The sequence below is a fragment of the Methylobacterium sp. WL1 genome (assembly GCF_008000895.1).
Lineage (GTDB): Bacteria > Pseudomonadota > Alphaproteobacteria > Rhizobiales > Beijerinckiaceae > Methylobacterium.
On sequence record NZ_CP042823.1, the window covers coordinates 483,173 to 497,326 of the forward strand.

Consider the following 14,154-nt stretch of genomic DNA (forward strand, 5'->3'; position numbering starts at 1 on the left):
AATGAAGGCCCCGCGGGCGAGAACCCGCGGGGCCTTTCTCTTGGCCTCGACCCAAAGCGCGATCCGCGCTCAAGGGCAGGCGCGCCGGACGTAGCCCTTGCCGATATAGGTCTGCGTGATCGGATCGTAGGTCGTGAAGCGGCGGGCAAAGGCCGCGACGGCCGCGGAGAGGTCGGCCGGGTCGCCCGCCTCGACGACGGGCGGGACATCGGCGGGCGCCACGTCGACCGGAGCCGCGTAGGCCGGGGGCGCATAGATCGGAGGCGTGTCGACATAGCCGCCGTCGAAGAGCGGGTCGCCGTAGCCGCCCCACAGGCCGCCGAGCCCGAAGCCGAGGCCCAGGCCCAGCCCCAGGCCGCCGAGTCCGTAACCGTAAGCGCCCCCGTAGCCGCCGCGCCAGTGCCGGCGAAATCCGGGATGCCGGAAAGCCGAGCCGGGGCCGCGCCCGCCGAATCCGGGGCCCGGCCGCACCGGTCCGAGTGGTTGCCCCCAGGCTCCGGTCCGCGGCCCGATCGCGCCACCCCGGTAGCCGCCACTGAACCCGCGCGCCTCCGCAGCTGTCGCCAATACGGCGAGCACCGTCATGGCGGCAGCAGCCAGCCGAATCCCGGAGCGTTCGATACCTGACATGCCGTCCACCCAGCGCGTGACGCCGGCCGAAAGGACGGGCGCCCGAGTCGCAATACTCTGCGTAATCGAGCGGCGACGGACCCGTCCGTCAAGGAGGTTCCGGCGGATGCGCTCAGGCGCTGCGCGCGGGATCCGAGCTGTTGAGCACGGTCACCGGCTGGAGTGGCGTGCGTGCGGCCTCCGGCGCGGCGGCGCTGACCTTGCGATCGCGGCCGGCGGCTTGGCCGACCAGGATCGCGGCGACCGCGATCGTGACGAACAGCCCTCCGGCGAGACCCCAACCGCCGGTCGCCTCGTGGGCGAGCCCGAAGGCGAGGGGCCCGAGGCAGGCGCCGGTATAGCCGATGCCCTGCGCCATGGCGGAGAGGCCGGCCGCGCTGGCGGCATCGGCGGAGCGCAGGACGATCAGGGTCAGCCCCAGGCCGAAGCAGCCGCCGATGCCGAAGCCGAGGACGCAGGCCGCCGGGATCCGCAGGGTCTCGGGTCCGAAGGCCAGCACCAGGAACGCCGCCGCGGTGAGCCCCGGGATCGCGACGATCCAGGCGCGCTGGTCCCGCGCGCGGGCTGCCAGCATGGCGGTGATCAGCGCACCGGGCGCCTGAACCAAGGTCATCAGCGATGCGTAGAGGCCGGCATCCAGGGCTGAGAGGCCGCGCGCCTGGAGCAGCAGCGGCAGCCAGCCGAACAGCGTGTAGGCCAGGGAGGATTGCAGGCCCATGAAGCCCGTGACCCACCAGGCCAGCGGGTCGCGCAGAAGCCGCCCGGCAGAGGGCGCCCGGGTCGAGGCCGTGCGGCGGGCGAAGGGAATCCACAGGAAGGCCGCCACCAGGGCCGGCAGCGCCCAGACCGCGAGCGCCGAGGGCCAGCCGCCGCCTAGGGCGTGCTAACCACGGGGACCGCCGCGCCCGCGCCTGGCCGCAGCGCCGAGGCACAGGGTCATGGTGTAGAGGCCGGTCATCAGCCCGCCGCTGCCGGAGAAGTCGCGCTTGACCAGGGCCGGCAGCAGCACGTTGTCGAGGCCGATCCCGATGGCGGCGAGCGCCGTCCCGGCGAACAACGGCACGAGGCCGCCGAGGCCCCGAAGCGTCAGGCCCGCGGCCAGGATCGTGGCGCCGACCAGCACGGCGAGGTCGGGCCCGATCCGGCGGATCAGCGGCGCCGCCAGCGCGCAGGCGATGCCGAGGCACAGGACCGGCAGGGTGGTGAGGATTGCCGCGCCGCCGGCGCTGAGCCCGGTGCTCTCCCGGATCGTCGCCAGCAGCGGCCCGATCGTGCTGAGCGCCGGGCGCAGGTTGAACGCCACCAGCATCAGCGCGAGGCCGAGGAGGATCCGGCCCGGAGCCGTGCGCTCGGGGCTCATGCCCGCAGCCGGGCGGTGAGGGCGCCACTCAGGCAGGCGGCGAGCATCAACGCGAAGGCGGCGTCTCCGAACCGACCATACAGGGTGCCGCCCACGATGCGGGCGGGCAGATCGGCATCGAGCCAGGTTTCCGTGTCGAGGGTCGTCTGCGCGACGATGCGGCCGTGCGGGTCGATCACCGCGGAGATTCCGGTGTTGGCATCGCGCACCAGCGGCAGTCCTTCCTCCACGGCACGCAGCCGAGCCTGGGCCAGATGCTGGCGGGGCCCGGGCGTATCGCCGAACCAAGCATCGTTCGTGACGTTCAGGATCAGCCCGGGCGGACGCGGTACCGAGGCGGCCGTCGCCGGCAGGATCGCGTGCGGGAAGATCGCCTCGTAGCAGATCGTCGCCGCCACCGGGGGCAGGCCCGGCACCGTCAGGATCCGCTGGGCCGCGAGGGTGCCGGCGGAGAAGCCCCCGGGAATCGCCACGAACTGGCGCAGTCCCAACGCCCGGAGCGCCGCATCGAGGGGCGCCGGCAGGTACTCGCCGAACGGGACGAGATGGACCTTGTCGTAGCTGTCGGACATCTTGCCGTCCGCCCCGATCACCATCACGGCGTTGTAGTAGCGCAGGCGCTCGCCGGGTAGCGGTTCCTCCGCGCGGGCCGCCCCGGTGATCAGGTGCTGCCCGGGCTTGAGGCCGGCCGCGACCTTGGCCAGGGCGTCGGGATCGCGCTGGATCAGGAACGGGAAGGCCGATTCCGGCCAGACGATATGGGTCGGCTCGGGCTCGCCCCCCTCGGTCGGGCGCTGGCTCAGCTCGATGTAGCGGTCGACGATGTCGGCACGGTTCTCGGGCCTGAACTTGGCGTCCTGCGGCAGGTTCGGCTGGACGAGGCGCAGGCGGACGCCCGTCACCACCGGGTCGGGCGGGCCGAGTTGCACGGCCCCGTAGAGCGCCATCCCGACGAGGACGATCGCGGCGGCCGCGCTCGGGCCGAACCGGCTGCGCGGGTGCGAGCCCGTGGCCAGGGTCGCGGGCGCGGCGCAGATCAGGACCGCCAGGATGGTCAGGCCATAGAGGCCGATCGCGGCGCCCCATTGCAGCGTCCAGACGTTCTGGGCGAGCGCCATCCCGAGGGTGTTCCAGGGGAAACCCGTGAACAGGTGGCCGCGCAGCCACTCGGCCGCGCCGACCCCGAACGCCAGGGCGGCGATCCGGGCCGGGCCGCGAGCCCAGAGCAGGCCGGCGGTGCCGAACCCGGCGCCGTAGAACAGGCCCAGAGCGAAGGGTAGGCCGATGACGCCGAGCGGCATCGCCCACAGGAACTCGTCGGCTTCCACCAGGAAGGCCTGGCCGAGCCACCACAGTCCGGCGGTGAGGTAGCCGAAGCCCCAGGCCCAGCCGATCAGGAAGCAGGGCCAGACGCGCCGCAGCGCGGTCCGCTCCGCGCCCGCACCGTCGATGAGCCAGACCGCCACCGAGAGGGACACGGCCAGGGCTGGCAGAAACCCATAGGGCGGCATCGCCAGGGCGCCGAGCGCACCGGCGAGCCAGGCCAGTCCGAGCCGCCGCCAACCGGTCAGCCGGGTGATCGCCAGCAGGAAGCCCGGGGACGGACGGCCCATGGGCCCCCTCGGGGCGGCCGAGTCCCGGGCATGCCGCGCGGTCAGGACCGCCACGCAGCACCCGTCACGCGAAGATCCTCATGGATGCGGCGTCTCGGGAGCCGGCGTCGGGGTCGGTGGCGGCAGGGCGAGCGGCACCACGGTGCTGATCCGCGCCGGACCCTTGTGGAAGCGCAGTCGCTTCAGGCGCCGGGGGTCGGCGTCGAGCACCTCGAATTCGAGGTCGCCCGGACCGACGATCAGCTCGCCACGGGACGGGACCCGGCCGGCCAGCGTGACGATCATGCCGCCCAGGGTGTCGATCTCCTCGGCCATGTCTCCGACCGCTGCGACGAGGTCGACCCCGGTGGCCTCCGAGACCTCGGCCAGGGGCGTGCGGGCATCGGCCACGAACACGTCGTCCTCGCCGTCGACCCGCTGGACCTGCTTGGCCTCGGCGACGTCGTGCTCGTCCTCGATATCGCCGACCACGACCTCGATCAGATCCTCGATGGAGATCAGCCCGTCGGTGCCGCCATACTCGTCGATGACGAGCGCCATGTGGGTGCGTGTCGCCTGCATCCGCACCAGCAGGTCGATGGCCGGCATGGAGGGCGGCACGAACAGAACGGGCCGCTGGATGCGGGCAGCAGCCAGCGTCGTGCTGAGATCGACCTTGCCGAGATCCAGCGCCCGGGGCAGCCGAACCGGCGGCCGTCGGGCCGGTCGCGCGACCACCACAGTCGGATCGGCCACGACCTCGCCCTCGGCGGCCAGGGGAGGCCGGGCCGCAGCCGCGGCGACGCTGCGCCGGGTCGGCTCGGCCTTGGCGGCGATGTGATCGACGAGGTCGCGGATGTGAACCATGCCGCGGGGGTCGTCCAGCGTCTCGCCGTAGACTGGCAGGCGGGAATGGCCGGCGTTGCGGAACAGCTTGAGCAGATCGCCGATGTTGGTGTCGTTCGAGACCGCGACGATGTCGGCCCGGGGGACCATCACGTCGTCGACCCGCACCTTGTGCAGGCCGAGCACGTTCTTGAGCATCACCCGCTCGAGGGGGGTGAGACCGCTCTCGCCGGCATCGGGCTCGGCGAGCGCCTCCTCAAGGCCCTCACGCAGCGAATCGCGCGGCTTGAGATGGAGCGCCTGAAGCAGGCGGTCGTACCAAGGCTCCCGGGTCTGGGATTCGCCCTCGGTGGAACTGGGCGCGGCCAGGGCCGCGCCGCGACTTCGATCGTTGCTCATGTCTCTCGGATCTGGGGGCGGTGGGGAATCGGCCGCTCAGGCATAGGGATCTGGGATGCCCAACGTCGCGAGGGCCGCGACTTCGAGCGCCTCCATGGCCTCGGCCTCGGCCTCGCCGTTCTCGTGGTCCTGACCGAGACAATGCAGGGTGCCATGGACGAGGAGGTGCGCGAGGTGATTCTGGAGCGGCTTCGACTGCTCGGCACTCTCGCGCACAAGGGTCTCGTAGGCAAGGACCACGTCGCCGAGCGGCAGCGCGGCGCCCGCATGCCGGGGCTGCGGGGCCGCCGGGAAGGACAGCACGTTGGTGGGCTTGTCCTTGCCACGCCAGGTGCGGTTGAGCTCCTGGACGGTGACGTCGTCGGTCAGCATGACGCTGACTTCCACGGGTCCGTCCGGCGGCGCGGGCGCAGCCGCCAGCCCCGCCTCGACGGCGCGGGTGACGAGCGATTCGAGCTCCGGGATCGCGGCTTCCCAGCGATCGTCCTCGATCGCGACGTCGATGTCGTGCGGCGTGCTCACGCCAGGGGCCGGCGCCGGGGGTTGGGATTGCGGTCGGCATCGCCGTCGCCGTGGGTGGCGCGCTCGTAGGCGGTGACGATCCGGCGCACGAGGTCGTGGCGGACCACGTCCACGTCCTTGAAGGTCACCCGGCCGATGCCCTCCACGCCGTCGAGCACGTTCACCGCCTCCACGAGCCCGGACTTCTGGCCCGGCGGCAGGTCGACCTGGCTGGGGTCGCCGGTGATGATCATGCGCGAGCCCTCGCCGAGGCGGGTCAGGAACATCTTCATCTGCATGGAGGTGGTGTTCTGCGCCTCGTCGAGGAGCACCACGGCGTTGGTGAGCGTCCGCCCGCGCATGAAGGCCAGCGGTGCGATCTCGATGATGCCGGTCTGGAGGCCGCGGTCCACGTGGCGCGCCTCCATGAAGTCGTAGAGGGCGTCGTAGATCGGGCGCAGGTACGGATCGACCTTGTCGCGCATGTCGCCGGGCAGGAAGCCCAGGCGCTCGCCGGCCTCGACCGCCGGGCGCGACAGGATCAGCCGCTCGGCGTGGCCCTGCTCGAGCAGCGACACGGCGTGGCCGACGGCGAGCCAGGTCTTGCCAGTTCCGGCCGGACCTTCCGCGAAGACCAGCTCGTTGGTCCGCAGCAGCTTGATGTACTGGTCCTGCGCCTGGTTGCGCGCCCGTACCGCGCCGCGGCGGCGGGTGGCGATCTGCTCGAAATGCGGCGTGTCGGCCTCGGCGGCGATCGCCTCGGCGGGGAACAGGCTCGCCTGCGCGGTGGCTTCGCGGATCGCACCGTCGACATCGCCCAGCGTCAGGGTGCTGCCGCCGGTCCGCACCCGGGCGTAGAGCTTGAGGAATACCCGCCGGGCCTTCTCGGCGGCGTCGGGCGACCCCTTGATGACGAGGTGGTTGCCGAGCGCCGTGGCGGTGACGTCGAGCCGGCGCTCGATATGGGCGACGTTCTGATCGTACTGACCGAAGACGAGGCTCGCGAGGCGGTTGTCGTCGAAGGTCAGCGGCACCTCCACCGCTTCCTCCGATTCGGCCGGCCGCGCCGCCGGCCCGCGACCCCGCAGGGGGCCGCGCACGCCAGACCCGTCCGACGCGCTCAACCTGTGATCCTCACCGCCATCCCCATCGCTTCGATCCTCACGCCGCCACAGCCTCGGAAGCCAGTTGCCCGAAGAGGCTGTTCGTCCCGGCCCGGACGATCCGGACCGGCACGATCGACCCGATATGGTGGAGCGGGGCGTCGAACTGCACAGCCAGCAGGTGCGGCGTCTTGCCCGCGAGCTGCCCCGGAAGCCGGCCGGCCTTCTCGACCAGGACGTCGAACACCTGTCCGACCGCCGCCCGTTGGTAGGCGTAGCGCTGCTCGTCGAGGAGCGCCTGAAGCTCGGCGAGCCGCGCCGCCATCACGGGTTCGGGCACCCCATCGTCACGCTCGGCGGCCGGCGTGCCGGGGCGGGGGCTGTACTTGAACGAGAACGCGCTCTCGAACCCGATCTCGCGCACCAACCGCAGGGTGTCGGCGAAGTCGGCGTCAGTCTCGCCCGGGAAGCCGACGATGAAATCGGAAGACAAGGCGACGTCCGGCCGGGCGGCGCGCACCCGGCCGATCAGGCGCCGGTACTGGTCGCCGGTGTGCTTGCGGTTCATGGCCGCAAGGATCCGGTCCGAGCCCGACTGAACCGGGAGGTGCAGGTACGGCATCAGCGCCGGCACCTCGCCATGGGCCAGCACGAGCGCGTCGTCGAAATCGTTCGGGTGGCTCGTCGTGTAGCGGACCCGGGCGAGGCCCGGGATCTTTGCGACGGCCCGGATGAGGTCGGCGAGCCCGACCGGGGCACCGTCCGGGCCCAGGCCGTGATAGCCGTTGACGTTCTGGCCGATCAGCGTGACCTCGCGGGCGCCCCCCTGCGCCAACGTCTCCGCTTCGGCCAGCACCGCAGCGACGGGACGCGAGACCTCGGCGCCGCGGGTGTAGGGCACCACGCAGAAGGCGCAGAACTTGTCGCAGCCTTCCTGCACGGTGAGGAAGGCCGTCGGCGCGGAGCTGCGGCGCCGGGGCAAGTGCGCGAACTTGTGCTCGACCGGGAATTCGGTGTCGACCACCCGGCGCTCGCGGGAGCGGGCCAGGAGGTCCGGCAGGCGATGGTAGCTCTGCGGGCCGACCACCACGTCCACCGCGGGCTGGCGCGTCTGGATCTCGGCGCCCTCGGCCTGGGCGACGCAGCCGGCGACGACGATGCGGGTATCGAGGCCGCGGGCCTGCCGCTCGCCCTTCAGGACGCGCAGGCGGCCGAGTTCGGAATAGACCTTCTCGGCAGCCTTCTCGCGGATGTGGCAGGTGTTGAGGACGACGACGTCGGCCTCCTCCACCGAATCGGTCGGCGCATATCCTTCAGCGCCCAGCACGTCGGCCATGCGGGCCGCGTCGTAGGCGTTCATCTGGCAACCGTAGGATTTGACGAAGGCCTTCTTCAACGCGTGCCGCCCCAAAAACCGTCCGCTCGTCCATCGTCCCAGGCCGATCCTGCGCGGACCGGCGGGCGGGAGCCTGTAGCACGGATCGCACGGGCCGTCGCGACACCCACGGCAGGACGGGGTTTCCGAATGGCGCGCCCTTTGGCGGGGTTCGGGCCCAAGGTCCCCGAGGCACGAGGGCCGTGCCCTGGACCCGCAAAAGGTCACGGACCCTTCCGGATCCAGGTTCTGGCGCGCAGGGCAGGGGAGGCGGCGGGGCGTGCCCGCCGCCTCGTCGTCAGTGGGCTGCGGCCGCGGCCGGGACGTCGATGACCATCTGCTGGAAGAACGGAACGTAGGCCTGGAGCATAACGAACAGGCCGACCAAGCAGGCGAGCGCGATCGAGTGCCAGAACACGAAGCGCAGGATCTTGCCCTCCTGGCCGAAATAGCCGGTGGCCGTGGAGGCGACGACGATCGACTGGGCGTCGATCATCTTGCCCATCACGCCGCCCGACGAGTTCGCCGCCGCCATCAGCACGCCCGAGAGGCCGAGCTGCTCGGCGGTGATCCGCTGCAATCCGCCGAACAGGACGTTCGAGGCCGTGTCCGACCCGGTCAGCGCGACGCCCAGCCAGCCGAGCAGGGTGCCGAAGAACGGGTACAGGATGCCGGTGCCCGCGAAGGCGAGCCCTAGCGTGGCGTCGACGCCGGCGTAGCGGGTGAGCACGCCAAGCGCCAGCATCGCCGCGATGGTGATCAGCGAGAACCGCAGCGCCCAGATGGTCTCGACATAGGCCGTGACCAGGCGGACCGGCGAGAACCGCATGATCAGACCGGAGATGATCGCCGCGATCAGCACCCCGGTCCCGGTGTAGGACATGTAGGTGAACAGGAAGACCGCGCCCTCGGGCACCGGCTTGGACACCACCGGCGGCACCTTCATGATCGCGTTGTGCAGGCCCGGCACCTCGTATTTCCAGGTGAAAAGCGGGTTCACGATGCCCTTGAACCAGCCGGTGCCCCAGATCGCCACCACCACCGAGAGGATGATCCATGGCAGCCAGGCCAGCAGGATCTCGCGCTGCGAGGCCGTGCGCGTGCCGGTGTGGACCGGGGGCGTGCCCGGAACGCCGGCGCCCAGCGGCGACGGACGCGGGGTGGCCAGCGCTAGGGACGGGTCGTGGCCGCGCAGGGCCGGGGAGGTCCAGATCTCCCGCGGCTGCCAGACCTTGAGGAAGAGCACGAGGGCGAGCATCGAGGCGATCGAGGCGCCGATGTCGACGATCCACGGATTGACGTAGTTCGAGATCAGGAACTGCGCGGTCGCGAACGATCCGGCGCAGATCAGGATCGGCGGCCAGACCCGGACCATGCCGCGGAAGCCCGCGAACACCCAGATCAGCCAGAACGGCACGATCAGCGAGAACAACGGAAGCTGCCGCCCGATCATGGCGCCGAGGATCTCGGGAGGGTAGCCGGTGACCGAGGCCAGGCCCTGGATCGGCGCGCCGAGCGCCCCGAAGGCCACGGGCGCCGTGTTGGCGATCAGCGACAGGCCCGAAGCCGCCAGCGGCGAGAAGCCCAGGCCGATCAGGATCGCCCCGGTAACCGCCACCGGCGTGCCGAAGCCGCCCGCGCCCTCGAAGAAGGCACCGAACGCGAAGGCCACCAGGAGCAGCTGCAACCGCCGGTCGGCCGTGATGCCGGCCACCGATTGCTGCAGCACCGAGAACCAGCCCTTCTCCACCGTCAGCCGGTAGAGGAAAATGACGTTGAGGATGATCCACCCGATCGGGAAGAAGCCCGTGACCATGCCGAGGATCGCGGCCCGGGACGCGAGCCCGGCCGGCATGCCGAAGCCCACGATTGCGACCAGCAGGGCGAGGCCCAGGGCGATGACCGCCGCGATGTGGGCCTTCACGCGCCCGCTGGCGATCATGGCGAGGAGGGCGATGACCGGCACGGAGGCCGCCAGCGTCGAGAGCCAGGGGCTCCCGAACGGATCGTAGACTTGGTTCCAGGGTTGCAAGGGGCGTCCTCCGATACCCCAACTTCAGGGGTTTCGGCCCACCTATCAGAGGCTCACCAGACCCTCAACAGATATGCATCATGTATTCATTGGGTGGTTCTACCGGGATATGGCGTTCGCGGGTCGGATCTATCCAAGCGGTGATCGCGCGCGGCGGAGCAACTCAGGACCTGTAGGCGACGGAGGGACGTGGCGCCTCCGCGGGCTGCTTCGCCGCCCGTGCGATCACGGGAAACCGCATCGTGATGGCCCGGTCCGAGGTTCCGAAAGACCTTACACCGCCGCGATCTCGGGGCCGCCGAGGTCGAGCCCCGGCGAGGCCGGCCGAGGCCCGGGCGCGGGCATGGTCTCGCCCCGACCGGTGGCGATCCCCTGAAGCGCGGCCCGCACCTCGGCCTCCGCGGCCGCGGTCGCGGACTTGCGATCTGTCGTCGCCTCGAAGGCGATCGGCTGGCCCCAGGCCACATGGACGTCGATCGGCCCACCGTTGACGAAGGCCGCGAGATGCGGCGCCAGCTCCATGTCGCCGTACCAGGCGATCTCGGAACGTTCGGAGCGCACCACCGGGAGGCCGTTGCGTCGGGGATAGGCGATGGCCATCGGCTGGAGGCGCACGCGTCCGCGTCCGGCCTCCCCCCGCAGGGCCGCCCGCGCCGCCCCGACCAGCGCGGAGCGGAACGGCAGGAGCCGGTTGCCGTCGCCGGTGGTGCCCTCGGCGAACAGCACGACCAGCTCGCCCCCGGCCAAGCGGTGGCCCATCGTGGCGCTCACCGTGGCGGTCGCGCCCCGCCGCTGCCGGTCGATGTAGATCGTGCGCTGCAGGGCCGCGAGCAGGCTGATCACCGGCCAGCCGGCGATCTCAGACTTCGCGACGAACGAGAGTGGGCGCAGCGACCCGATCACCACGATATCGAGCCACGACACGTGGTTGGCCAGGACCAGGGCGGCCTCGCCGGAATCCGGTGGCGTCCCCGACTGCGTCACCCGGACGGAGAACAGCCACAGGAAGGTGCGGTGGAACAGCAGCGGCGCCACGGTCGAGCGTCGGCCGAGCAGCCGCATCGCGACCCAGTGCGGCGGGCCCAGCACCAGGAAGGCGAGGGCGAGGACCGCGACCCGTATGGTGAGGCCGGCGCGGCTCACGCCGTCACAGGTCGGCGCTCATGGTCAGCGCGGTCGCCCGGCTGCCGTCGGCCTTGAGGTAGTAGCCGGTGCGCTCGCCGACCTTCCGGAACCCGTGGCGGGCGTAGAGCTTGAGCGCCGGCACGTTGCCCTCGTCGACCTCCAGATGCACCCGGGCGACCCCGGAATGCGCCAGGCTCGACAGATGATCGCGCAGGAGCCGGCGGCTATGGCCGCCGCCGCGCAGCGTCGGGGACAGCACGACGGTGAGGATCTCGGCCTCGTCGGCCGCGCGGCGCGACAGGACGAACCCCTGGAGCGTCCCGGTCCGCCACAGGGCATGCGCCTGCGTGGAGCGCTCGCACAGCATGCGCTCGAATTCGTGGGCCTCCCAGGGCCGGGCGAACGCCGTGGCGTGGAGCCGGGCCAGGGTCGGGGACTGCGCGGCGTCGGCCAGCGGAGTGACGTAGGGCTGCGGCGTGAGGGCATCCCACCACGCGGCCCACCAGTCGAGCGGCCAGAACGGGATGGGACGCGTCATTGCCGCGCGATCCTCGCGTGATCCTGAGGCCGCGCATCGGCCCCGCGGAGGTAGAGCGGCCGCGGCAGGGCCTGGGCCGGGTCGGCCACGAGACCGAGCGACGCCACGGCGGTGATGTCGGGGGCACCGAGACCGGCGACCCGCGCGCTCACGCCGCGGGCGGCCAGGGCCGCCGCCACCAGGGCGCCCTGGAGCCGGTGAGCACCACGGGCCGGCGCCCAGCCGTTCCGCGGCCACCTCCACCGACAGATGGGCCGGGGCCAGCCCGTCGTTTGGACCGAGGGCTTGGACGTAGACGGCACCGTGCCGGGCATCGACCACAGCGGCGATCGTGCCCTCGACGGACTCCGCCAGCAGCGGCGCCAGCAGGGCCGAGAGCGTGCCGACGCCGACCACGGGCTTGCCGGTGGCGAGCCCGATCGCCCGGGCCGCCGAGAGGCCGACCCGCAGACCGGTGTAGCTGCCGGGCCCGACCGTGACGGCGATCCGGTCGATCGCCTCGAAGCCGCCCTCGACGCGGGCGATCACCCGCTCGACCAGCGGCAGCAGGGCTTCCGCGTGACCGCGCAGCATGGGCAGCGACTCGGCCGAGAGCGGCGCGTCGGCATCGTCCGAGGCGACGCAGGCGGCGCACAGGTCCAGCGCTGTGTCGATGGCTAGGATACGCACGCCCACTCCCGAATGCCGGATCGGACCGACGACCGCGCCCATTCGGTCCCGAAGAGCGCGAACACCCCAGGACCTCGTCCAGGATACCGATATCCTCGACGAGGTCCTAGCATTCTGGTGTGCATCGTCGTGTCCCGAAAGCCGGCAACCACCTTTCGGGACGAAGCTTCAGCGTTAGAACAAAACCACCGGCTCGTCAGCGCGGGTCGCCGGCCAGAACCGCGTTGACGGTGGAGTGTTGCCGGCTTGCGCCGGTCGGCCCCCCGGTGAGAACCTCAGCCGGCGCGGACGGCGGAGAGGAAGCTTCGCACCTCGACGTTGAGCTGCTCGGATTGCCCGGTCAGCACCGAGGCGGAGGCCAGCACCAGGTTGGCCGCCGACCCGGTCGCCTCCGAGGCCCGTACCACATCGACGATGTTGTGCGTGACCGCGCCGGTGCCGGTGGCGGCCTGGGCGACGTTGCGCACGATCTCTTGGGTCGCGGCGCCCTGCTCCTCCACCGCGGCGGCGATGCTCGTCGCCACGCCGCTGATCTCCCGGATCAGGCCCGTGATCGAGCCGATCGCCGAGGCCGCCTGGCCGGTGGCTCCCTGGACCCGGTCGATCTGTGCGGCGATCTCGTCGGTGGCCTTGGCGGTCTGCTCGGCCAGTTCCTTCACCTCGGCGGCGACCACCGCGAAGCCGCGTCCCGCCTCGCCGGCGCGGGCCGCCTCGATGGTGGCGTTGAGCGCCAGCAGGTTGGTCTGGCTGGCGATCGACGCGATCAGCCCGACCACGTCGCCGATCCGCGCGACGGCACCGCTCAGGTCCTGCATCAGCGCACCGGTCTGGTCGGCCTCACCCACCGCGCGCTGGGCCAGATCGGCCGACCCTTCGACCTGCCGGCCGATCTCGGAGATCGAGACGCCGAGTTCCTCGGTGGCCGCAGCCACGGTGTTGACGTTGGCGGCAGCCTCCTCGGCCGCGGACGCCACATGGGTGGTCTGGCCGGCAGTCCGGGTTGCGGTGGAGGTCATGGTCTGCGCGGTGGCCTGAAGCTCCGTGGCCGAGGACGAGACCTGGCCGACGATACTGCCGACCGCCTCCTCGAAATGGTCGGCCAGATCGACCATCGCGCGCCGCCGCTCCGCGGCCGTGGCTGCGTCCGCCGTCCGCTTGAACTCGGCCTCCGCGGCGGCCTTCTGCACGACCATGGCCTTGATAGCCTCGACGGCCCGTCCGACCGTACCGATCTCGTCACCCCGGCGGGCTTCCACGATCTCCGCCTCGATCTCGCCCTTCGCCATGCGCTGGAGCACCGCGACCAGGCGACCGAGGGGCCGCGTGATGCCGATCGTCGAGACCAGCAGGGAGCAGAGGATGCCGACCAGCATGCCGAGCGCGCCGAAGCCGATCAGGTTCCAGCGCGTGGCGTTGGTCTCGTCGGTAAGGTCGCGGGAGCGCTTGCGCATGTAGTCCTCGATCGCGTCGCCGAGCTTGGTCCCTTCGACCCCGAGGGACACGAAGATCGGCTCGCTCTTCTCGTGGGCCTGCTTCAGCGCGGCGCTGACCTCGCCCGAGATGGCGAGGCGCCGCGCCTCCGACGCCTCGGCCACGAACCGCGCGGTGCGATCACGCTGGGCCTGGATCAAGTCGTCGAAGGCCGGCACCTGCTGCGCGAGAACGGACAAGGTCTTGTCGGCCTGCCCGATGATGCTCTCGAACTGCGTGCCCGCCTGGCGGATCTGCTCGGGATCGGTCTCGGCGATCGTCCGGTACAGGAGGTAGTTCATAGTGTTGTGCAGGCGATTGGTCCGCCGCACGTTCGACACCGCCTTCGCCTCCCGGGCAATCAGGCTCGTGTAGACCTCATCGATCATCGTCATCCGGGACTCTGCGAACCAGATGCAGCCGCCCACGATCACCGCGATGATCAGATTGATTGCGACCAGCTTGGTGGCGATGTTCGTGCGGCTGAGAAGGTTCATGCGAATCCCCGGAAAAC

At 71.4% G+C, this 14,154-nt stretch carries 12 protein-coding genes and 1 pseudogene; all 13 read right to left on the minus strand.

Features of this window, described 5'->3' with window-relative positions; genetic code table 11:
- Positions 1 to 69: 69 nt before the first annotated feature.
- The 13 genes and pseudogenes from FVA80_RS02645 to FVA80_RS02700 all read right to left on the minus strand — a co-directional run bounded on the left by FVA80_RS02645 (position 70) and on the right by FVA80_RS02700 (position 14,137).
- Entirely contained in the window at positions 70 to 630 is a 561-nt protein-coding gene (locus FVA80_RS02645) for a hypothetical protein (protein WP_147905685.1), read from the minus strand.
- Positions 631 to 742: 112 nt separating this feature from the next.
- The gene (locus tag FVA80_RS30910; RefSeq protein WP_246692238.1) at positions 743 to 1,456 is read right to left on the minus strand and encodes an MFS transporter; all 714 of its coding nucleotides are present in this window, start codon (positions 1,454 to 1,456) and stop codon (positions 743 to 745) included.
- Positions 1,457 to 1,513: 57 nt separating this feature from the next.
- Entirely contained in the window at positions 1,514 to 1,990 is a 477-nt protein-coding gene (locus FVA80_RS30915) for a hypothetical protein (protein WP_246692239.1), read from the minus strand.
- Positions 1,987 to 3,603 carry an apolipoprotein N-acyltransferase gene (gene lnt / locus FVA80_RS02655; protein WP_147905687.1) on the minus strand — a complete coding sequence of 539 codons (1,617 nt, stop codon included), beginning with the start codon at positions 3,601 to 3,603 and terminating at the stop codon, positions 1,987 to 1,989. Before lnt ends, FVA80_RS30915 begins: the two co-directional genes overlap by 4 nt.
- A gap of 78 nt (positions 3,604 to 3,681) precedes the next feature.
- On the minus strand, positions 3,682 to 4,827 hold the full coding sequence (locus tag FVA80_RS02660; protein WP_147905688.1) for a hemolysin family protein: 1,146 nt from the start codon (positions 4,825 to 4,827) through the stop codon (positions 3,682 to 3,684).
- Between the two features lie 36 nt (positions 4,828 to 4,863).
- Positions 4,864 to 5,349: an rRNA maturation RNase YbeY gene (gene ybeY / locus FVA80_RS02665; RefSeq protein ID WP_147905689.1), complete on the minus strand. Its 486-nt coding sequence runs from the start codon at positions 5,347 to 5,349 to the stop codon at positions 4,864 to 4,866.
- Positions 5,346 to 6,416 carry a PhoH family protein gene (locus FVA80_RS02670; protein WP_187193698.1) on the minus strand — a complete coding sequence of 357 codons (1,071 nt, stop codon included), beginning with the start codon at positions 6,414 to 6,416 and terminating at the stop codon, positions 5,346 to 5,348. Before FVA80_RS02670 ends, ybeY begins: the two co-directional genes overlap by 4 nt.
- A gap of 73 nt (positions 6,417 to 6,489) precedes the next feature.
- Positions 6,490 to 7,827, minus strand: coding sequence for a tRNA (N6-isopentenyl adenosine(37)-C2)-methylthiotransferase MiaB (miaB, locus tag FVA80_RS02675; protein ID WP_147905691.1), 1,338 nt, complete (start codon positions 7,825 to 7,827; stop codon positions 6,490 to 6,492).
- 277 nt (positions 7,828 to 8,104) lie between these two features.
- The gene (locus FVA80_RS02680) at positions 8,105 to 9,838 is read right to left on the minus strand and encodes an L-lactate permease (RefSeq protein WP_147905692.1); all 1,734 of its coding nucleotides are present in this window, start codon (positions 9,836 to 9,838) and stop codon (positions 8,105 to 8,107) included.
- A 273-nt stretch (positions 9,839 to 10,111) separates the two neighbouring features.
- Complete coding sequence (locus FVA80_RS02685; RefSeq protein WP_147905693.1) at positions 10,112 to 10,981, minus strand: lysophospholipid acyltransferase family protein; 870 nt, start codon at positions 10,979 to 10,981, stop codon at positions 10,112 to 10,114.
- Between the two features lie 4 nt (positions 10,982 to 10,985).
- Positions 10,986 to 11,501, minus strand: coding sequence for a GNAT family N-acetyltransferase (locus FVA80_RS02690; protein WP_147905694.1), 516 nt, complete (start codon positions 11,499 to 11,501; stop codon positions 10,986 to 10,988).
- Positions 11,498 to 12,170: pseudogene (gene tsaB / locus FVA80_RS02695) on the minus strand (tRNA (adenosine(37)-N6)-threonylcarbamoyltransferase complex dimerization subunit type 1 TsaB). The gene FVA80_RS02690 and the pseudogene tsaB overlap by 4 nt, the downstream one beginning before the upstream one ends.
- A 275-nt stretch (positions 12,171 to 12,445) precedes the next feature.
- Positions 12,446 to 14,137, minus strand: a complete 1,692-nt coding sequence (locus tag FVA80_RS02700; protein ID WP_147905696.1) for a HAMP domain-containing methyl-accepting chemotaxis protein — start codon at positions 14,135 to 14,137, stop codon at positions 12,446 to 12,448.
- Positions 14,138 to 14,154: the final 17 nt, after the last annotated feature.